The sequence below is a fragment of the Paenibacillus profundus genome, assembly GCF_021369635.1.
GTDB classification, from domain to species: Bacteria; Bacillota; Bacilli; order Paenibacillales; family Paenibacillaceae; genus Paenibacillus_B; species Paenibacillus_B profundus.
Genome location: NZ_JAJNBZ010000008.1, coordinates 160,121 through 180,873 on the forward strand (window position 1 = coordinate 160,121; position 20,753 = coordinate 180,873).

Sequence of the window (20,753 nt, forward strand, 5' to 3'; positions counted from 1 at the left end):
TCATTGGAAATGCTCCAATAGAATCTGTTGTAAATGGTCGCTGAACCGGAAAAACGATGATTTGAATGGACGATTTCCAATGGAACAAAGATTTTTGTATGAAATATAGAAAATGAAGAAAATGACTGTACATTTTCCAAATGGCAGCCACTCAGACGGTCCGTTTGTGTAAAAGCGATTATGTAAAGCAGATACGAGTAGCAATTTCGATCAGCGCATGATCAGGTTATTATGCTGAGGACAAATGGGGATGTGCTGGAGTGGGATACGATGGAGGGTGTTTCTGATGCAAGGGGAGAGTGGAGCAAAGGCATCCAAGATGAGTGATTCATATCAGCCAGCAAAAATGACAGAAGGCTCAACCAATATGAGTGCATCCATAGCAGTCGGCGATGGCATTCCGGTTTCTTCTCGGCGCTGTTTTCGTGTACAATGGATGTTAAGAGGGTAAAGGTGAGGTTATAATAACATGAAAATTACGAATGCAGAATTTATTATTAGCGCTGTTGGTCCTGCTCAATATCCGGATGACGGACTTCCAGAGATCGGTCTTGCCGGACGGTCCAATGTAGGGAAATCATCGTTAATCAACCGTATGATTATGCGGAAAAATTTGGCGCGCACCAGTTCGCAGCCAGGAAAAACGCAGCAGCTCAATTATTATCGTATTAATGAAGATATTTATTTTGTCGACGTACCGGGTTACGGGTATGCCCGTGTATCGAAGCAGCAGCGCGCAGCTTGGGGACGCATGATTGAAGCATATTTCCAAGATCGCGATACGCTCCGTCTTGTCCTGCTCGTCATTGATCTGCGCCACCCGCCGACGGCTGACGATTGTACGATGTATGACTGGCTGACGCACTATGGCGTGCCGGTGTGCGTTGTCGCGACGAAGGCTGATAAGATTTCGAAAAATCATTGGCAAAAGCACATCAAGCAAGTGAGAAGCACACTTGGTCTCAGACCAGACATTCCGTGTGTCTTGTTCTCGGCAGAGACGGGTCAAGGCAGAGAGGAATTGTGGGACATGATCGTGAAGCATACGCGTCTCGATGAGAACAATGAAATCGACGAAGAACCGGGTGGAAATGCATAATTATGCATTTCGGGTGATTTGTAATTTTATAGAAAATGTTAGATGTTAGCGCGAGATGGGGATGTAATGGTTATTTAGTGAGGATCCGTTGTAAAATATGCGCTTGCTTCGGCCTCAATCCGTTTTTTTAAGAAATCCTCAATAATTTGGCGGCTGGTGAACAGGAATTCATTTTTTGCATGTAGTATAATATGAGTAAGAATTCAGGTATGAAAAAAGAATTGAGGAGATTTTTTATGGCTCGGCGGTTAGCCACAGAATATGTGAAAGCCAGTATACAGTTGACAGAAGCTCAGTTGACCCGATTTTTGCAGTCGCTCGCACTACAATGTACGGTGTGGCGAGTAAAAGTATTGGAAAACGGTAATCAAGAGGTGGTTCTTGAGGACGGTCAGGGTGATGAGATTACTTTCCTGTTCGAGAAACAAGGCAATCGGTATGTCTGTGTAACGTCTTGCCGCTTGGTTCATCCGAAATTGACGCAAGTGATGCATAAACTTGTGGCCACTTTCCGTGGCGAAGCGGTAGTCAATCGGATTTTTTATGGATTTACGATGACTTATTATTATGAAGACGGGGCTGTACGCAAGATTGTTGAGCATAAGCAAGGCCAGTCTCGTGTTGTTTTTGAACATAAGGATACGGTTCGCAGCTTGCAGAAGCTGTACAGCAATGATAGCGTAGAACTGCGTATTGCTGCCGTTCAAAGTCACATCAACGTATTGCTGGATGAACGGAATCGGTCGCGCAAGCCGGAAACGCTCCATCATATCGATTCAGAACTTAGCCGCATGGCTCACCAATTGTTTATGCTGGAAGCCTAAACGTTAATTCATAATCGTGGATAAAAGCACCCAAAGCTTAAGCTTTGGGTGCTTTTTTCGTACGCCAACATGGGCGTCATCTCTGCGGTGAAAGTCAGGAATGGGGGCTGCCATGCGCCTGCCCTTAGCCAGCTTGAGGCACACGAATCAAATTTGAGGAGGTTGCAGTCGGATGAGTCTCTGAAACAAGACGAGATCCTAAGCTGGCAAAGACGCGGCAAGCATCGGTTACAAAGAGGCTTCTGTATATGGTGAACCTAACAAGCTTATAGGCCATATAGTATTGTGCGTTTAAAAGTGCGGTCTGCATTTAATTAAACGAATGAATTTCAAAAAAGGGTTGCATTTATGAGTATAAGATGTTATTTTTAATCTCGTTGAAAACAATATAGGAACCAGGATTCACTCAGGACATAGCCTGTTGCGAGAGATTATTCCCTCGAGAAGTGAATGACGTAGGTCCTAGCGGATGAAATTTTTTTTCCAACATTTTATTCCTAGGAAGGGGGAACCGAAAGATGGAATACTCAACTTTCGGAAGACACGTTGCTGTTGACACGTGGGGAGTCGACTTCGATTTGTTGAACAATGCTGAATTTCTTCAAACGCAATTAGTAGAAGCCGCTGAAGCGTGTGGCGCAACCGTCTTGTCCGTTCAATCCAAACAGTTTGAACCACAAGGAGCAACGGTTCTTGTCATGTTGTCTGAAAGTCATCTTTCAATCCACACATATCCTGAACGTGGATTTGCAGCAATCGATTGTTATACTTGCGGAGAAACGGTAGACCCGCAACTGGCCATTGATTACCTGGTCTCTGTATTGAAACCGGAGAGAACGTTCGCTAAGAAATTAGTGCGCGGATTAGGTGAATTGCAAGTAGTTACTCCGGATGTGAAAGTATCCGAGTTGGTATAAATGGCAGCCAAGCCCGCTCAACCTGCTGTAAGAAGCAGTTGAGTGGGCTTTTTTTATTTATCCAGCAGCTTAATACAACCAGTATTGTAGACACAAAATCGTACAATAACTGTGTAATAACTGTGTAATAACCGTGGATACTCGTATCCATGGTTATTTGTCCATCTGCTCCCCCATAGCATATATAAGTGCGAGTTTACCTCTAAAAAACCTCTAGATAGGAGAATATGATGAGACCGAAGCGATTTCGTGCGGGTGCAGTCCTGCCGGTGCTGCTGTTTATTTTGCTAATATGGCCGGCCTACCAGTTGTATGGTCTGCTGCAGCCGCATTCTAGCACAGAAAATCCGATGATTATGCTGTATGAAGTTGCCCATTTTCAAATGAACCTGTTGAACGGATCGATGCAAGAAGCGAAGCGCTACGATACAGCCACTCCTTTGAATAAAGTGAAGTTGGTTGCCTATTCGACCGTGTATACCCATGAGAGGCTGGTGAAAGCGGTTGGTGCGAAGAAGCTGACGTCATTGGCCGGATTGAGTCGGTTCGTCGAATTCGTGACGGTGCTGCAAATGAGCGGAGAACGGCAGCTAACGGATACCGAGAAAGAAATATTGGGGAACGCCGCGGACCACATTGCAACGATGTATGAGAGCTATGCCCATCTGTTCAATGCAAGCGGACAAATTATTTCATCGAAAAATGACGAGCTGCAGTCGGCGGAGCAGCAGCTTATCTCGGCCTTGGAACGTTATTTAAAGCCGTAATTCAAATAGGTTGATCTTAGAAAATTAAGATGACTTTAAAGAATAGGAATGGTAGTATAAGGTGCGTTGTTCAAGCACAGACTAAATTTTGACATGCATTTCATAATATTTTCAAATAACGAACGTGTGATCGTGTCGATTCATGTTATAATGATTATCAACTGATAATGTACTAAATTTCGATAAAGCAGGTGAAACGAATGCACATCGTCGTCGTCGGCATGAACTATCGTACGGCGCCTGTGGAGATTCGGGAGAAGTTCGCTCTTCCCGAAAGCGATTGGCAAGAGGCGCTTTTACAACTGAGACAGACGAAGAGCGTGCTTGAGTGCGTCATGGTGTCTACATGCAACCGAACGGAGCTCTATGTCGTAGTGGATCGGCTGCATATGTGCGGTTACTTCATCCGCAGCTTTATGGAACAATGGTTTGACATTCCTAGACAGCAATTTACGCCTTACCTTTATATATTTGAAAATGATCAGGCCGTTGAGCATTTGTTCCGAGTCACGTCTGGCTTGGATTCCATGGTAATTGGAGAAACGCAAATTCTTGGCCAGATCAGGAGCGCTTTTCTGTTCGCACAGAAGCAAGGGACTACAGGAACATGGTTCAATACCTTGTTCAAGCAAGCGATTACGCTTGCGAAGCGTGCCCATGCGGAGACGAACATTAACGACAATGCCGTGTCGGTAAGCTATGCTGCCGTAGAGCTCGGCAAGCGCATCTTCGGATCATTTCATGGGAAGAAGGTGCTCATTTTGGGCGCCGGGAAAATGAGCGAATTGACGGTTAAGCATCTGTACGCCAACGGAGCGGCTGAAGTTATGGTTGCGAATCGTACGCTTGAGCGCGCAGAACAGTTGGCCAAGCAATTCAACGGACGAGCCGGAACGCTCGACAACGTGGGCCATCTCCTGCGTGATGCGGATATCGTCATTAGTTCTACCGGGGCCAAGGAATATATTTTATCTGCCGCCGAGGTGGAGCACGTCATGAAGAATCGCAAATCACGCCCGCTCTTTCTTATCGATATTGCGGTGCCACGCGACTTGGATCCGAGTATAGGGGAAGTGTCGAATGTCTTCCTGTACGACATCGACGATTTGGAAGGGATTGTCGAAAGCAATCTGGCGATCCGGCGCAAGGAAGCGGCTAAGATTGAGGCGCTTATTGCGGATGAACTGGAAGCTTTCCATCAATGGCTCAAAATGCTAGGTATCACCCCGGTCATTCGCGCGCTGCAAAGCAAAGCCGAGCGCATTCATCAAGAAACGATTGAGAGCTTGTTCAACAAGCTGCCAGATATGTCTGAGCGGGAAGAGAAGCTTATACGCCGCTTGACCAAGAGCATGCTGAATCAGATGATGCATGATCCGATATTACAAATTAAAGAGCTGGCCGCAGAGAAGGACGGGGAAGATGCGCTGCGTTTCTTCTCGCAAATATTCGCATTGGAAGAGCCGGAAGGTACTCCTTCCAGCGCAGAGGAATGTAAAGTGCAGCATACTACCGGCAAAGCATCGCGCGAGACGGAATCTGACCCGGAGCGGGCCAAGCCTGCGTTATCTTGGGCAGCCGTCACATGGTAAGCGGAGGACGACGGGAGGCGGCAGGCTCACATGGTGACGAATAGTTGGATTTACGATGCGATTATTTACACATATGCCCTGAGCCTTCTGTTTTATTTTTCCGATGTCGTAGGCATGAATCGGAAAGCGAAGCGGATGGGCACAGGGTTTCTTATTTTTGTTTGGGTGTTGCAAACGGTTTTTATGGCCGTGCGCATGGTACGGCATCAGGATGTGCCTGTATTCAGCAGCTTTGAATTCATGCTCTTGTTTTCATGGCTGCTTGTAACGGTCTCATTGATTATAAGTCGTTTTTTTCATATTGAATTCATAGTATTTTTCGTAAACTTAATCGGGTTCGCTTTGCTTCTCGTCAATATGCTGAATGATCCGACAACGCCGACGGCCATGAAGGAATGGGAAATGATGCGTAATCTGCTCTCGTTCCACATTGCGCTTGCGGCATGCGGCTTCGCCGCGCTGACGGTCGGAGCGGTATTTGCGGGCATGTACTTATTTTTGCATCATAAGTTGAAGGCGAAGCAATGGTCTGACGCGGTCCGTCGGCTGCCAAGTCTCGAGAAAATGGAGCGGTTATCGTACGGCGCAGCTGTCATTGGCATTCCGCTGTTTCTGATGTCTTTGTCCGTGGCAATAGGCGCTGTGCTGCTCGGCAACCGGACCGAGCTGCTCTTCGATTTGAAAATATGGCTGACACTGTTTGCACTAATATTATACAGTTTTTATTTTGTGACGCGTTCGCGCGAATTGTCGACAGGATTTAGGCTTGCGTTGTGGAATTTAGGATGTTATGCCGCAATGGTGCTGAACTTCAGCTTAAATTCCTTATCGACGTTTCACCGTTGGATGGGAGTGTAAGCCATGACACGTATGCCTTATTACCCGATGATGCTCACGTTAGCAGGACGGCGGTGTGTAATCGTCGGCGGAGGCAATGTGGCAGCACGGAAAATACGTTATTTGATTGCAAGCGGCGCCGAAGTGACGGTAGTCAGTCCGACGTTGACTCCCGAGCTTCGGCGTTTGGTGCAGGAAGGGAATGTTGTTCATCTGGAGCGGGAGTATGCATGCGGGGATACGGAAGGCGCATTGCTCGTCTTTGCGCTTACCGATTGCGCTGGTGTGAATGAGCGGGTGGCTGCAGACGCGCGACGCGATGGCGCGCTTGTGAACTTGACGCACGCGCCAGAACTAAGCGATTTTGCCAATCCCGGCGTTCTGCAACAGGGAGCGGTGCAGGTTGCTGTTTCGACTGGCGGCGCCAGTCCTACGCTAACCCGACTTTTGATGCACAAGCTGTCCATTCTGATGGACGAAGGCCTTGCAGAGCTTGCTGAACATTTGCTGCAAGCAAGGCACGAAGCACAGTCGTCTTTCATCGATGCCAAAGCCCGCCATCAAGTGCTGCGGCAGTATGCGGATCAATGCTGGCATGCTCATGAACTAGGGGAGCCTTTGCCAGTGTGGAGCACTTGGATACAAGATTTCAATAGTTCACATAGGTAAGCGAGGAGGAAGTGGAGATGCGCACGATTATCGTAGGAACGAGGCAAAGCGCGCTTGCATTGACACAGACGGGACACGTCATAGCCGCTTTGGAAGACATATGCGAGAAGGCGAACTTGCCGTTCCAATTTGAAATACGCAAAATTGTGACAAAAGGTGACCGGATTCTGGATGTTACCCTGTCCAAAGTTGGAGGCAAGGGCTTGTTCGTCAAGGAAATCGAGCAGGCTTTATTAGATAAAGAAATTGATATGGCCGTACATAGCATGAAAGACATGCCGTGGGAACAGCCGGAAGGTTTGATGGTAGGAGCGATTCCGAAACGGGAAGATCCGCGGGATTGCTTAATTATGAAATCTGGCCAGACGCTGGATGATTTGCCGTTGGGAGCAAAGGTGGGAACGAGCAGCTTGCGGCGTTCTTGCCAACTTCAAGCGTATCGTCCCGATCTGCAGATTGAACCGCTGCGCGGCAACATCGATACACGACTGAAGAAGCTGGAGACGGAAGGATTCGATGCGATTGTTCTAGCTGCAGCAGGTCTTCACCGCATGGGGTGGCAGGAGCGCATTAGCTCTTATTTGCCCGAGGAAGTAAGTGTCCCGGCGGTTGGACAGGGCGCTCTCGGCATTGAATGCCGCAAAGACGACGAAGAGGTGTGCTCACTGCTTGAGCGATATCATGATGCGGACACTGCCCGTACCGTGCGTGCGGAAAGGGCATTTCTCGGCCGGTTGAACGGCGGCTGCCAAGTGCCGATCGGCGCTTATGCGACGAACGTGGGCATGTGCGGAGCTATACAGCTGACAGGGCTGGTCGGTTCCGCAGAGGATGGCGAGATTATAAAAGAAACGATGGAAGGCGACCATCCCGAAGCAATCGGAACAGCCGTTGCGGAACGGCTGCTCGCTCGGGGCGCAGACCGGATGTTATCCTTATAGAGGAAGTTCAAAAAGGACCCTTTTGATTCTGAGCGTCTCAAGATGTGATTCGGCAACGAATCATGTATTCATTCTCGAAGAGCTTCGCGAACTTTTTAACTCCACTCCTCCTTCGAGGATGCTTCCAATGTAGTTTTCTTGCGAAAACTTGTACATCTTGGTGCTGAAAAGTGACTTTTTGAACACACACTTATAGAGAGGTTGATGACCGTGGAGCAGCATCCTCGTCAGACGGGCAAAGTATACTTGGTAGGCGCAGGTCCAGGCGATGCAGGCCTCATTACCGTAAAGGGCATGCGCTGCTTACAAGAGGCGGATGTCATCGTGTATGATCGCCTCGCAGGACCGCGCCTGCTGCAATTTAAAAAGGCAGGCGCACGCAAGATATACGTCGGCAAGCTGCCGGATCGCCATGCGATGAAGCAGGAAGACATCAATCAACTGCTCGTTGACTTGGCATTGGAAGGGTATACTGTCACGCGGTTGAAAGGCGGGGACCCGTGCGTGTTCGGGCGGGTTGGCGAAGAAGCGGCACTGCTTCGATCGCATGGCATATCGTTCGAGATTGTTCCGGGAGTCACTTCAGCTGTCGCTGTTCCGGCTTATGCGGGTATTCCCGTTACCCATCGGGATTGGGCTTCGTCGTTCTGCGTCGTAACGGGACATGAAAATCCGAATAAGCTGGACGAACTCATCGAATGGGATAAACTTACACTGGCGGCAGGAACGCTTCTCTTTTTGATGGGGGTTGCGAAGCTGCGCTATATTACGGATCAACTGTTGCGCTATGGGCGCTCTCCGGATACGCCGGTAGCTCTTGTCCGCTGGGGAACAAGAGCGGAACAAGCAACGATAGTAGGGACGCTGGCCACAATTGCCGATGAGGTGGAGCGGGCGGGCTTCAAGGCTCCTGCGGTCATCATCGTCGGCGACGTTGTACGGGAACGTGAGCAACTGCAATGGGCGGAAGTACGTCCGCTGTTCGGCCGCCGTATTCTTGTGACACGCGCCCGTTCGCAAGCCAGCGAGCTCGTGCGGCGCATCGAAGATTTGGGCGGTGAGCCATACGAGTTCCCCGTCATCGAGACGCGCCTGCCTGAGACAGAGGCGCAGCGACAAGCATTGCGCCGTGCGATGGCGGAGGCGGATTCGTACGACTGGCTCGTGTTGACGAGTGTGAACGGCGTACATTACTGGTTCAAGCATTTGCAGGAGCAGCAGGCTGATATCCGGCAATGGGCCCGCACACGAATCGTGTCCGTCGGTCCGAAGACGACCGAGGCGCTGCAGGGATATGGCATTCAACCGGATGTTGCAGCCGCTCAGTATAGCCAGGAAGGTATATGGGAAGCGCTGAAGCCGCTTGTACATCCAGGACAGCGCGTGCTGCTTGCCCGGGGAGATCTGTCACGTTCTTGGTTGAAGGAAACGCTGCAGGAGGAAGGGCTTCATGTGGATGAGGTCGACCTGTATGTCACGGTGCTGCCCGAGCAGGACGATCCTGATTTGCTGGAAATGCTCGAGGAGAAGTCTATTCATATTATTACGTTTACAAGTTCCTCTACCGTAACCAATCTGCTTGCTGCGCTGCGGTATATGGGGGTCCAGGATCCGGTCGCACGACTGAATCATGCCCTAGTGGCCTGCATTGGCGAGATGACCGCGCGTACGGCTCGAGAAGCGGGCTTGCGAGTGGATACGGTAGCGGAATATTCTACGATAGACGGCTTGGTTGAAGCGATTTGTGCGCTTGAGCCAACAGCTGTTCAGGGAGGGTGCTAACATGGAATTTCCAACAACACGCTTGCGCCGTTTGCGCAATTCGACGGGAATGCGCAATATGGTGCGGGAGACGATTTTAACCGTCCACGATTTGATTATGCCAATATTCGTAACAACTGGAACTGACATTAAGGAAGAGATCGCTTCGATGCCTGGGGTATACCACTTCTCGCTCGATCATCTGGATGCCGAAGTGGATGAGATCGTTGCGCTAGGCATTCCTGCGGTCGTTCTGTTCGGCGTGCCGGCAACGAAAGACGCTGTAGGGAGCTCTGCATTCGATGAGAATGGCATCGTGCAGCAGGCGACCCGTCAAATTAAAGCGAAATACCCTAATTTGTTAGTCATCGCAGACACATGCTTATGCCAGTATACAGATCACGGCCATTGCGGCATGGTTCACGTCCACGAAGTAAACGGTCAGCAGGTGGGCGTTGTGGATAACGATGCGTCGCTGCAATATTTGGTTCAAACCGCTGTATCCCAAGCTCAAGCAGGAGCAGATATCATCGCGCCTTCGAACATGATGGACGGCTTTGTGCAGGCCATTCGTGCAGGGCTTGACGAGGCGGGCTTCACGGATATTCCGATTATGTCTTATTCGGTCAAATACGCATCCGCATTTTATGGCCCGTTCCGGGACGCGGCGAACTCGACGCCGCAATTCGGTGATCGCAAGACATATCAAATGGATCCGGCCAACGCAAGAGAAGCGCTGCGCGAAGCGGAGGAGGATGTAATCGAGGGCGCGGATATGCTGATGGTGAAGCCGGCGATGGCGTACATGGACATCATCCGCGTATTGAAGGATCAGTTCGATCTTCCTATCGTTGCGTACAACGTTAGCGGTGAATACTCCATGGTCAAGGCAGCCAGCAAGCTCGGATGGATAGATGAGAAGGCTGTAACGATGGAACTGTTGGTCGGATTGAAGCGAGCTGGAGCGGATATCGTGATTACGTATTTTGCGAAGGACGCCGCACGCTGGTTGTCAGATACACAATAAATAACAGCCTTCCTGTCCCGATAACGATGCTTTGGGGAAGGAAGGCTGTCTAATTGCGTTTAGCGGATTGCCTTTAACTGATGTAGGGACTCTGGAACAGCTTGGAGATGTCGAGTGAGTATTCGGACGCTCCCAAGAATAAGATGCGTTGATGTTCCAAATCACGTATGACATGCTCGAGCACGTTGCGGTGAACACCCGCCAGGCCGGACATGGCGTCCGGATCGAAGGCAGAGCGGATAATTATTCTGTCACCGCGCCGTTCGCCCTGCTGTTGAGCGATGCGAACAATATATTTCACGACTCGGCTAGGCGCGTCAAGAAACGTCAAGTCGTACACGTGGCCGTTCGTTGCACGAAGGCGGCTGCACAGCTGAACCATGACTTGCTTCGCAATATCGTAATGCGCGCGGAGCAATAGGTGAAAGCTTTCCGATGTAACGGTCAGCAGCACCGTATCCTCTTCCAACGTCTCTGCTGTTGCGGACCGCGGCTTGCCGTCGATAAGCGCCAGTTCGCCGAAGCTGTCGCCAGCCTGGAAGACCGCTAATATTTTCTGCTGGCCCTGCTTATTGGAAGTATACACTTTCACTGCGCCGCGAACGACGATGCAAAAGGTTTGACCCGGATCTCCTTGTTGAAACAAAATGGTATGAGGATCATATTCGCGGCGGGACGTAATGGAAGATACGATCTCAAGCTGCGCGTCGGTCAAATCAGCGAACAAAGGTACACGTTTAAGTAAATTAATCATGACTTTTCCCTCTTTTGTCCATTCCAATTTTTTAATAGTTTATCATAGATATGATGATTAAACATAGAAGGAGCGATTAAACATGACGGAAAAAAAATCAATCCGCCGCGACAGCCGTTCCCAAGCAGCGTTTGCAGAAGCGAAAAAATACATACCTGGTGGAGTAAATAGCCCGGTGCGGGCATTTAAGTCTGTTGGTCTTACACCGGTCTATGTCGAACGAGGCGAAGGCTCGCGTATTTATGACATCGATGGCAATGTGTTCATTGATTATGTGGGGTCATGGGGCCCGCTTATTCTCGGGCATGCGCATCCCGCGGTCATTCAGGCCGTGCAAGAAACGGCTGCCAAGGGAACCAGCTTCGGCGCTCCGACAGAAATCGAAACGCTGATGGCGAAGACGGTGTGCGAACGAGTGCCATCGGTAGATATCGTCCGGATGGTCAACTCCGGGACGGAAGCGACGATGAGCGCCTTGCGGCTCGCCCGAGGCATTACGAAACGCAGCAAAATTTTGAAGTTCGAAGGCTCTTATCACGGGCATGCTGACAGCTTGCTCATTAAAGCGGGTTCCGGTGTTGCCACGCTTGGTCTTCCGGACAGCCCAGGGGTTCCGGAAGGCGTTGCAAGCAACACGATTACGGTCCCTTATAATGATTTGGAATCTGTTAAAATCGCGTTTGAACGATATGGCGAGGAACTGGCCTGTGTCATCGTTGAACCGATTGCAGGCAACATGGGCGTGGTGCCTCCACTGCCAGGATTTCTGGAAGGGCTGCGCGAGGTTACGGAGCAGTACGGCAGCTTGCTTATTTTTGACGAAGTGATGACAGGGTTCCGTGTGCATTACAATAGTGCGCAGGGCAGGTTCGGCGTGACGCCGGATATTACATGCTTCGGCAAAGTGATCGGCGGCGGTCTGCCAGTCGGTGCATACGGCGGGAAACGCGAATACATGGAGCAAATTGCTCCAAGCGGCCCAATCTACCAAGCGGGTACGCTAAGCGGCAATCCGCTTGCGATGGCAGCAGGCTATACGACCTTGTCTCTCCTTACGCCTGATGTATATGAGGAGCTTGAACGCAAGGGAGCGAAGCTTGAAGAAGGCTTTACACGCAATGCGCGCGAGCTTGGAGTGCCATGTACGATCAACCGTGTCGGTTCGATGGTCTGCCCATTCTTTACGGAGCAGAAGGTTACCGATTTCGATTCGGCACGCACGTCGGATTTGGAACACTTCCGCAGCTATTTCAAGCATCTGCTTGATGAAGGCGTAAGCGTTGCACCTTCTCAATTCGAGGGCATGTTCGTATCGGCCGTACATACAGATGAGGATTTGGAATTTACGATTCAGGCACACTATGAAGCGTTGAAAAAGCTGTAACAAGCAATTACTAAAAAGAAACTGGTAAGAAGCAACGGAAATTACGCGCATCTGTTTGTGATGCGGCGACTGGCCCGGCGGGCTGCATAGGATGATATGCGGCGGCCGGGCTTTCCATTGCAGGCAACGGGAATGATGAAGCTGCGTGAAGAATCCATACAAGAGAAGCCTCATGTAGGAATCCATACATAAGGATCTATGCAGAAGAATTCAAGCCAATGTACCTGTTCATTCCATTGGATTCTATACAATGGTTTGGGGAGGTTAGGGCGATGCGAGATGTTAGGTTGGAAAACGTCCAATGGATTCGACCCTTTAACGGCTGTGGACCAGAAATGTGCTGGATTTGATTGGACAATTTCCAATAGAACGTCGAATTTTTGCTGAAACCAGCAATTCCGCTGGATCGTTTCCAATGCAACGCGAACCTACAAGGGGCTCTTATCGAGTATGCAGGCCTTGTGCTGACATAGTTACTTGAAGAGGAAGAAGCAGTGTACCTATGCTGATATAGTTACTTGAAGAGGAAGAAGCAGTGTACCTATGCCGACATAGTGACTTAAGAGGAAAGAAGCAGGATTTGTGCCGATATGGTGATAAGGAGGAATGAAGCGTGCACCGACATTGGAGACGGCAGGGCGAGTGGGTGGAGTTTACGCCGGGGCGCAGTGTGATTGAATCGGAGCAAGCTATGAGCGCGTGGCTTACAGACACACTCCGCATGCCTCAGAAGATGTTAAGATTGATGCTGCATCGGGAGGAAATACGTGCGGCGGGCGATCGTCTTCGGCTTAAAATATTAACACCGGATACCGATTCGTTAGAAGCAGCCGATGCGCCGGCAGACGTATTGTATGAGGACGATGCGTGTCTGGTCGCGTTCAAACCGGCCGGAATGCCCGTACATGCAACGACTCCCGAGCAGGACAGACAGAAGAACAGCTTGGCTCATGCTGTCGCTTGCCATTATGCTTGGACAGGCCAAGAGGTGCGGGTTCGGCATATTCACCGTTTGGATGTCGATACGTCAGGACCGGTGTTGTATGCGAAGCAAGCCTTTACGCACGCCGTGCTGGATGAAGCGATGCGCAGAAAAGAAATTCAGCGCCATTATGCTGCAATTGTCCAAGGACAGCCCAATCCCAAGCGTGGTGTGATTGATGCGCCTATCGGCAAGGATCGACACCACCCGTCAAGAAGGCGGGTAAGCCCGAGCGGAGATCATGCCATCACTCATTATGAGGTTGTGGAATCAGGTCCGCAGCTGTCGCTGGTACGTCTTTCCCTAGAAACAGGGAGAACGCATCAAATTCGTGTTCATATGAGCTATAAAGGGCATCCGCTGTTAGGAGACACGTTATATGGCGGAGATGACAGCGGATTCCCGCGACAAGCCCTACACGGAGAAAGTCTCCGATTCTTGCACCCGCTCTCGGGAGAATGGGTGCAAGTGGATGCGCCTTGGCCCGAAGATATGAGTCGCTTGCGGCAAAAAATATAGTCATGCTCCTCTCTTTACTCCCATATAGATGAAGTAGTGAACCGAGTCTGACTTTGCAACAGCCAGCAAGATATGCACATTGTACCGTATAAGGGCTGGGAACAAGGGCGGATGACAGATGAACTGCGGGAGGAGGAGCAGTCTGTGTATGATGAATCTTATGGTTTAAGATTTGATATTTATGAACGCGTACATTTGTCCGACGATGTCGTCGGCATTGACCAATTGGAAGAGGTTGAATTGACACCGCATATTCAAGTCATTCCAGCCGGAGACCAAGTGACGGTGCGTGGCAGCTTGCTATTGGCAGGTGCGTATGTAGGAACGTCAGGAGATGAGACGAGTCAGACACTGGAGCATTGGATTCCTGTTGAGATTACCCTTCCACTGAACCGTATCCGAAGCTTGGATGACATTTCAGTAGACATTGAACATTTTGATGTCGATTTGATCTCGACTCGAACGTTGAACATTACAGGCATTTTATCTTTAAACGGGATTGCAATGGAGTCCGCCGAACTGCCGGCATGGGAGCCTGAGCAATTCACGGTCGTGCATCAGACGGATGGCGAGCGGGAAGAGGAAGAACCTTCGTGGCTGCGGGATTACGGCCAGCCTATTCAGACATCACCTGCCACGGAGGAAAAGGCTGAGATATCTTCCTTTTCCGCGGAGAATGAACGACAGAGTGAAGTATGGCAAGCTTCCATTCAACAAAATGCGGAGGAAAGGGAGTCCGATCCGTTGCCGCCGGAAGCTGATGATGAACCTGCCACGACACCACGAACCGAAAATGTGGAGCAAGAGCCCATGTCATGGACGTGGAGCCAATCCCCTTGGGCGAATGCAACCGTTAACGTGGAGTCCTCTACTGCACAGGGTGAGAAGGAACCGGCTGCGGAGACGTTCACGGATGCGCTGCAGATGAGGCAAGCGGAGGATGAAGCAGCGGATAGCGATGTCGCGTTTGATGCTTCAATGGCGGGCAGACTCTCGGACGAGGCGAAGGCGGAACCGGTTGCGGGAGCACCAGTGCCAGAGCAGCGCGAACCGGCAGCTACTACCGGTTCCGGTGGGAATTCACCTCCTGCGACAGAAGCCAAATCGCATCATGTGGAAGCAAATCCTGCCGAATCGCATCATGCGGAAGCGATTCAGGACGAAGATGCAGGCCGCGAGCAACAGGTGGAACAGGTCGATGCTGTCGTCGTTGAAGAAGAATCTGTTCCTGCAACGGTTGAGCCGAAGCAGGCGATGAAGGTTGCGATCGGCAGCGCGAAGCCTGCGGATCCGGAAGCGGCTCAGCAGCTCGGCTTCAGTTCCCTGCTGCAATCGAGCTATCAGACGAAGGAGAAGGAGCGGGAAGCACGAGTGGCGGCAGAGGAAGAAGCCGCTTTGGTAGAGGCGCAGAAGGACACGACAGGGGACGATGTGAAGTGGCAGTCGCTCTTTTTGCAGCGAGTCAATCATGAGTCTGCATTCAAAAAGGTACGATTATGCATTGTACAGCGGGAGGATACACTCGAGACGATCGCGGACCGGTACCGTATGAACTCACGTGAAATTGCACTGTATAATCGGCTTGCCGAGCCTAGTGTAACAGAAGGCCAGGTCTTGTATATCCCGATTTCATCATAATTCGATATCGACCTGAGGAATGAAAAACTGCTCATCAACAATAGACCCGTCCGGCTTTCCAGCGGACGGGTCTATTGCTGTGATGCATGAATTAATATACGTCTAACAAAAAGCCGAGGTAAATCAGAAATAACGCAAATAGCAAAAATACATCGAGTCCGCTTGGCAGAAGCAAGGTTCGAACGAATTGCAAGCAGATGAGAGGGAAAATGACACCTTTCACCGAATAACGAATACGCACCCACCAACGTTCCATGCATGGACCACCCCCCATAGTACATGTTATGAAAATGGAAATTCGGGATATGACTAATCTATAAGCGGATGTTAGAAAAGAAGGCCTTTTATTCTTTTTCTTCAACCTCTATAAGGAATTGGAACTCGTCTATTGACTCATGCAAGGCGCGAAGGTAAAATATATCGTAAACGTTTCAACCTTTTATGTTTCAGTAAACGATGGATACATGTGAAGCAAAGACATTGATCAGGAGGAGTAAGCGTCAAGGCCCTTACAGAGAGCAGAGCGATGAGGTGCAACGCCTGCAGGAAGTCCCGCGCTGAAGTCATCTGGGAGTCGCCCGTTTGAACGCATCACGGTAGTGTATGAGCATTACGTTCATCATGTTCCGCAGCTGCGCTAGGATGGGACGGTCGCAACCGTTACCTTGCAGTTCAAGAGCCGCCACAGCTGATTGGGCCATACATGCCCTTTATTTGAATGGCGGAATAAAGGTGGTACCACGGAAGCTAAACCTTTCGTCCTTTGAGGCGTAAGGTTTTTTATTTTGCCGCATTGAAGCGAATTGTCCTTGTAGAACGGACGGACAGTCGTTTCTGCTTGTGCAAGGAGCACATTGTCTATATGACGTGCACGATGATAAACGGAGGGATTCCATTGTCAGAAAATCATGAACAAATGTCCATGCCGACAACGTACGACCCGAAGGCAGCGGAACAAAAGTGGTATGAATATTGGTTGAAGGGCGGATATTTCAAAGCGGGCAATAAAAAAGACGCACAGCCATTCACCATCGTCATTCCGCCACCGAACGTTACCGGGATGCTTCATATCGGTCACGCGCTTGACTTTACGCTGCAAGATATTATAATCCGCTCGAAGCGGATGCAAGGATTCGATGCGCTGTGGCTGCCCGGTTCTGACCATGCGGGCATTGCGACGCAGACGAAGGTGGAGCAGAAGCTGCGTGAAGAAGGCGTTTCCCGCTATGATTTGGGACGGGAGAAGTTTTTGGAGCAGGTGTGGGACTGGAAAGAGCATTATGCGAATACGATTCGCGGGCAATGGGCGAAGATGGGCCTTTCTCTAGACTATTCACGTGAGCGGTTCACGCTCGATGAAGGGCTATCCAAAGCTGTTCGCCGTGTATTCGTGAAGCTGTATGAGCAAGGTTTAATTTACCGTGGAAAATACATTATTAACTGGGACCCGGCTGCCCGTACGGCGCTGTCCGACATTGAGGTTGAGTATAAAGAGGTGCAAGGCCATCTTTATCATTTGCAATACCCTCTGCAAGACGGCAGCGGCTCCATTACGGTGGCCACAACCCGTCCAGAGACGATGTTAGGCGATACAGCGGTAGCGGTTCATCCAGAAGACGAGCGCTACAAGCATATGATCGGCAAGATGCTGGTGCTTCCGATCGTCGGTCGAGAAATTCCGGTCATTGCTGACGAATATGTTGAAAAAGAATTCGGAAGCGGGGCCGTTAAGATTACGCCGGCTCATGATCCGAATGACTTCGAAGTCGGGCTGCGCCACCAGTTGCCGCAAATTACAGTGATGGATGAGTCTGGCAAGATGAACGAACATGCTGCGCAATATCAAGGTTTGGACCGTGCGGACTGCCGCAAGCAAATTGTGAAAGATTTGCAGGAGCAAGGCGTGCTCATTCAGATTGAGGATCACGTGCATCAGGTTGGTCACAGCGAACGCAGCGGTGCCGTCGTCGAGCCGTACTTATCGACACAGTGGTTCGTCAAGATGAAGCCGCTCGCAGAACGCGCGATTGAAGCGCAGAAGACAGGAAAAGGCGTTCACTTCGTACCTGATCGCTTTGAAAAAATATATTTAAATTGGATCGAGAACGTGCGCGACTGGTGCATCTCCCGCCAGCTCTGGTGGGGTCATCGCATTCCGGCTTGGTACTGCGAAGACTGCGGCCATGTCCATGTTGCCAGTGAAGACGCGACGGCGTGCTCTTCTTGCGGAAGCGCAAACTTGAAGCAGGATGAAGATGTGCTGGATACGTGGTTCAGCTCCGCACTGTGGCCGTTCTCCACGCTAGGCTGGCCGGAACAGACGGATGACCTGCAGCGGTACTATCCGACAAGCGTGCTCGTAACAGGTTATGATATCATATACTTCTGGGTTGCGCGGATGATCTTTACGGCACTTGAGTTTACCGACAATATTCCGTTCAAAGATGTGCTGATGCACGGCCTGGTACGCGATTCGGAAGGCCGCAAAATGTCTAAATCGCTCGGCAACGGAGTAGACCCGCTTGAAGTCGTTGAGAAATACGGCGCAGACGCTATGCGCTTTATGATTTCAACGAGCGGAACGCCAGGACAAGATTTGCGCTTCCGTTGGGAGCGGGTAGAGCAAGCGCGCAATTTTGCGAACAAGATTTGGAATGCTTCGCGCTTTGCCCTCATGAACCTCGAAGGCTTCAACTATGAGGAGATCGATATTTCCGGCAAGCTCGGAACGGCGGATCGCTGGATATTGCACCGCTTGAATGAAACGGCGCGCGATATTACCCGCCTAATGGACGCGTATGAGTTCGGCGAAACCGGACGCGTGCTGTATAACTTCATTTGGGACGACCTGTGCGATTGGTATATTGAATTTGCCAAAATCAGTCTATATGGCACTGATGAAGCGGCTAAGAAGAAGACGCAATCCGTCTTGGCATATGTGCTGGACCGCACGCTGCGCATGATTCACCCGTTCATGCCATTTATTTCGGAAGAAATATGGCAGCATCTGCCGCATGACGGCGAGACGATTACGCTGGCCGCTTGGCCGACATACGATGCTCAGTTCGAGGCGCCGGATGCAGTGCGCGAGATGACGCTTCTTATGGATATAATTCGTGCGGTACGCAATATTCGCGCTGAAGTGAACGTGCCGATGAGCAAGAAAATCGAGCTGCTCGTGAAGCCGACAGATGCAGGAACCGAGACGAATGTTACGAGTAATCTAGAATATGTAGAACGATTCTGCGGTACGTCTAAGCTGGAAGTGAGCCAGCAGGTATCTGCTCCGAACAAGGCGATGTCCGCCGTTGTAACCGGTGCTGAACTGTTTCTGCCGCTTGCAGGTCTTATCGACATCGGTCAGGAAATCGCCCGCTTGGAAAAAGAAGTGGAGCATCTGACCAAAGAAGTAGAGCGCGTTGACAAAAAGCTGTCTAACGAGGGCTTTATGGCGAAAGCGCCTGAGAAGGTCGTCGAAGAAGAACGTGCGAAGCAGCGTGATTACAGCGAGAAGCGCGATAAGGTAATCGCCCGCATTGCCGAACTGAAAGAAGCCTAATCAATTTATGTGGATATGCGGCCGAACCGGATGAGATGCTGTTCTCATGACGGTTCGGTCGTTTGATGACATCATACAAAGGATGAGTAGCCATGTCGGAAATAAACGATCCGAACAAAACGGATATAACCGAGGTTCCCTTTACACGTGTAGAAGAAGCGATTGATTGGATTAATTCATTGATTCCTTTTGGCATACGTCCCGGTCTGGAACGCATTGAAGCGCTAATGGACAAGCTGGGCTCTCCTCACCGGCGCTTGAAATTTATCCACGTCGCAGGTACGAACGGCAAGGGCTCGACTTGTGCTTTGCTGACGAGCGCACTGCTTGCGAACGGATATGATGTTGGTACGTTTACTTCGCCTTATATTGAGAAATTTACGAACCGTTTTAAATATAACAATGAGGATATACCGGAAGAGACGCTGCTGCGCCTCGCGAATGAGCTTAGACCGCTTGTCGATGACATTGCGAATACTTCGCTCGGTTCGCCGACGATGTTTGAAGTGTCCACCGCACTGGCCATTTTGTATTATGCGAACGTGGCTTATCCAGATGTCGTCGTATGGGAGACCGGCCTAGGCGGTAGACTCGATGTCACGAACATTGTAACGCCTATCGTGTCCATCATCACGAACATCGGTCACGATCATATGGACATCTTAGGCGATTCCATCGAGCAGATTGCGGCGGAAAAAGCAGGTATCATTAAGCCGGGTGTGCCTATCGTCACTACGGTTGATCAGCCTGAGGCGCTCGAAATTATCCGCAAGACGGCAGGTGATCAGAAGTCGACATTGTACGCGATGAACGAGCAATTCACAGTCGAACTGCTGCATGCGGTTGAAAATGAACAAATCTTCACGTTCTCTGGGCCGTTCCGCAGCATGGAGCAAATGACCTTGACGTTAAACGGGGCGCATCAGTTGAAGAACGCTGCCGCTGCTTTGATGGCGTTGGAAGTGTTGCGGCAATATATGGCTTTCATGCTTGATGATGAGGAGACGCGTGCCGGTATGCGCCGTGCGGCATGGCCAGGTCGGCTTGAAATAGTAAGCGAGAAGCCGCGCATGCTGCTCGATGGGGCGCACAATCCGGAAGGAGCAGAGACGCTGGCACAAGCATTGCGGGACACGTACCGTTATGAGCGTTTGCATTTCATGATGGGGATGCTGTCAACAAAGCATCATCAGGATGTTCTGCGTCATATACTACCTTTAGCGGATACCATTATTTTTACCGAACCTGATTTCCGCAAGAAGATGAGTGCGGAGAGCTTGAGTCATATTGCAGAACAATTGCTGGAAACAGCCTCGCGCCGACCACAGATTATCGTAGAGCCGAATTGGCGCGAGTCCTTGGAACGGCTCAAGGCGATGACTGAACCGGGCGATTTGGCGGTAGTCACTGGCACATTATATCTGATTGCGGACGTCCGCTCGTACGTCCTGCATCGGACCGAATCTGAAAAAGGTTGGTGAGT

At 50.4% G+C, this 20,753-nt stretch carries 17 protein-coding genes and 1 other annotated feature; of the genes, 15 read left to right on the plus strand and 2 right to left on the minus strand.

Features of this window, described 5'->3' with window-relative positions; all coding sequences use genetic code 11:
• The first annotated feature begins 469 nt into the window (after positions 1–469).
• The 10 genes from yihA to hemB all read left to right on the plus strand — a co-directional run bounded on the left by yihA (position 470) and on the right by hemB (position 10,434).
• Positions 470–1,099: a ribosome biogenesis GTP-binding protein YihA/YsxC gene (yihA, locus tag LQV63_RS12845; RefSeq protein ID WP_233697010.1), complete on the plus strand. Its 630-nt coding sequence runs from the start codon at positions 470–472 to the stop codon at positions 1,097–1,099.
• A 236-nt stretch (positions 1,100–1,335) separates the two neighbouring features.
• Positions 1,336–1,923, plus strand: coding sequence for a non-ribosomal peptide synthetase module (locus tag LQV63_RS12850; RefSeq protein WP_233697011.1), 588 nt, complete (start codon positions 1,336–1,338; stop codon positions 1,921–1,923).
• 518 nt (positions 1,924–2,441) lie between these two features.
• On the plus strand, positions 2,442–2,840 hold the full coding sequence (gene speD / locus LQV63_RS12855) for an adenosylmethionine decarboxylase (RefSeq protein WP_019422390.1): 399 nt from the start codon (positions 2,442–2,444) through the stop codon (positions 2,838–2,840).
• 227 nt (positions 2,841–3,067) lie between these two features.
• A complete protein-coding gene (locus LQV63_RS12860; protein ID WP_233697012.1) occupies positions 3,068–3,607 on the plus strand; it encodes an S-adenosylmethionine decarboxylase in 540 nt (179 codons plus the stop codon).
• A gap of 200 nt (positions 3,608–3,807) precedes the next feature.
• Positions 3,808–5,199: a glutamyl-tRNA reductase gene (gene hemA / locus LQV63_RS12865; RefSeq protein WP_233697013.1), complete on the plus strand. Its 1,392-nt coding sequence runs from the start codon at positions 3,808–3,810 to the stop codon at positions 5,197–5,199.
• Positions 5,200–5,229: 30 nt separating this feature from the next.
• Positions 5,230–6,057: a cytochrome c biogenesis protein CcsA gene (gene ccsA / locus LQV63_RS12870; protein WP_233697014.1), complete on the plus strand. Its 828-nt coding sequence runs from the start codon at positions 5,230–5,232 to the stop codon at positions 6,055–6,057.
• A gap of 3 nt (positions 6,058–6,060) precedes the next feature.
• Positions 6,061–6,705 carry a precorrin-2 dehydrogenase/sirohydrochlorin ferrochelatase family protein gene (locus LQV63_RS12875; RefSeq protein ID WP_233697015.1) on the plus strand — a complete coding sequence of 215 codons (645 nt, stop codon included), beginning with the start codon at positions 6,061–6,063 and terminating at the stop codon, positions 6,703–6,705.
• A 17-nt stretch (positions 6,706–6,722) separates the two neighbouring features.
• A complete protein-coding gene (hemC, locus tag LQV63_RS12880) occupies positions 6,723–7,646 on the plus strand; it encodes a hydroxymethylbilane synthase (RefSeq protein WP_233697016.1) in 924 nt (307 codons plus the stop codon).
• Positions 7,647–7,850: 204 nt separating this feature from the next.
• Positions 7,851–9,428 carry a uroporphyrinogen-III C-methyltransferase gene (cobA, locus tag LQV63_RS12885; RefSeq protein WP_233697017.1) on the plus strand — a complete coding sequence of 526 codons (1,578 nt, stop codon included), beginning with the start codon at positions 7,851–7,853 and terminating at the stop codon, positions 9,426–9,428.
• 1 nt (position 9,429) lies between these two features.
• Positions 9,430–10,434 (plus strand): porphobilinogen synthase, encoded by a 1,005-nt coding sequence (gene hemB, locus LQV63_RS12890; protein ID WP_019422383.1) that lies wholly within the window; start codon positions 9,430–9,432, stop codon positions 10,432–10,434.
• Positions 10,435–10,507: 73 nt separating this feature from the next.
• On the opposite strand, the gene LQV63_RS12895 is transcribed toward hemB, so the two are convergent.
• Positions 10,508–11,188: a Crp/Fnr family transcriptional regulator gene (locus LQV63_RS12895; protein ID WP_019422382.1), complete on the minus strand. Its 681-nt coding sequence runs from the start codon at positions 11,186–11,188 to the stop codon at positions 10,508–10,510.
• Positions 11,189–11,270: 82 nt separating this feature from the next.
• Between LQV63_RS12895 and hemL the strand changes: the two genes are divergently transcribed.
• The 3 genes from hemL to LQV63_RS12910 all read left to right on the plus strand — a co-directional run bounded on the left by hemL (position 11,271) and on the right by LQV63_RS12910 (position 15,711).
• Positions 11,271–12,572, plus strand: a complete 1,302-nt coding sequence (hemL, locus tag LQV63_RS12900; RefSeq protein ID WP_233697018.1) for a glutamate-1-semialdehyde 2,1-aminomutase — start codon at positions 11,271–11,273, stop codon at positions 12,570–12,572.
• 613 nt (positions 12,573–13,185) lie between these two features.
• Positions 13,186–14,073, plus strand: a complete 888-nt coding sequence (locus LQV63_RS12905; RefSeq protein ID WP_233697019.1) for an RluA family pseudouridine synthase — start codon at positions 13,186–13,188, stop codon at positions 14,071–14,073.
• Positions 14,074–14,184: 111 nt separating this feature from the next.
• Entirely contained in the window at positions 14,185–15,711 is a 1,527-nt protein-coding gene (locus tag LQV63_RS12910; RefSeq protein WP_233697020.1) for a LysM peptidoglycan-binding domain-containing protein, read from the plus strand.
• A 91-nt stretch (positions 15,712–15,802) separates the two neighbouring features.
• On the opposite strand, the gene LQV63_RS12915 is transcribed toward LQV63_RS12910, so the two are convergent.
• On the minus strand, positions 15,803–15,967 hold the full coding sequence (locus LQV63_RS12915; protein WP_019422378.1) for a hypothetical protein: 165 nt from the start codon (positions 15,965–15,967) through the stop codon (positions 15,803–15,805).
• A gap of 215 nt (positions 15,968–16,182) precedes the next feature.
• Positions 16,183–16,478, plus strand: a binding site (T-box leader).
• 149 nt (positions 16,479–16,627) lie between these two features.
• Between LQV63_RS12915 and LQV63_RS12920 the strand changes: the two genes are divergently transcribed.
• Both LQV63_RS12920 and LQV63_RS12925 read left to right on the plus strand, forming a co-directional pair.
• Complete coding sequence (locus tag LQV63_RS12920) at positions 16,628–19,270, plus strand: valine--tRNA ligase (RefSeq protein WP_325175881.1); 2,643 nt, start codon at positions 16,628–16,630, stop codon at positions 19,268–19,270.
• A 92-nt stretch (positions 19,271–19,362) separates the two neighbouring features.
• The gene (locus LQV63_RS12925; RefSeq protein ID WP_019422376.1) at positions 19,363–20,751 is read left to right on the plus strand and encodes a bifunctional folylpolyglutamate synthase/dihydrofolate synthase; all 1,389 of its coding nucleotides are present in this window, start codon (positions 19,363–19,365) and stop codon (positions 20,749–20,751) included.
• Positions 20,752–20,753: the final 2 nt, after the last annotated feature.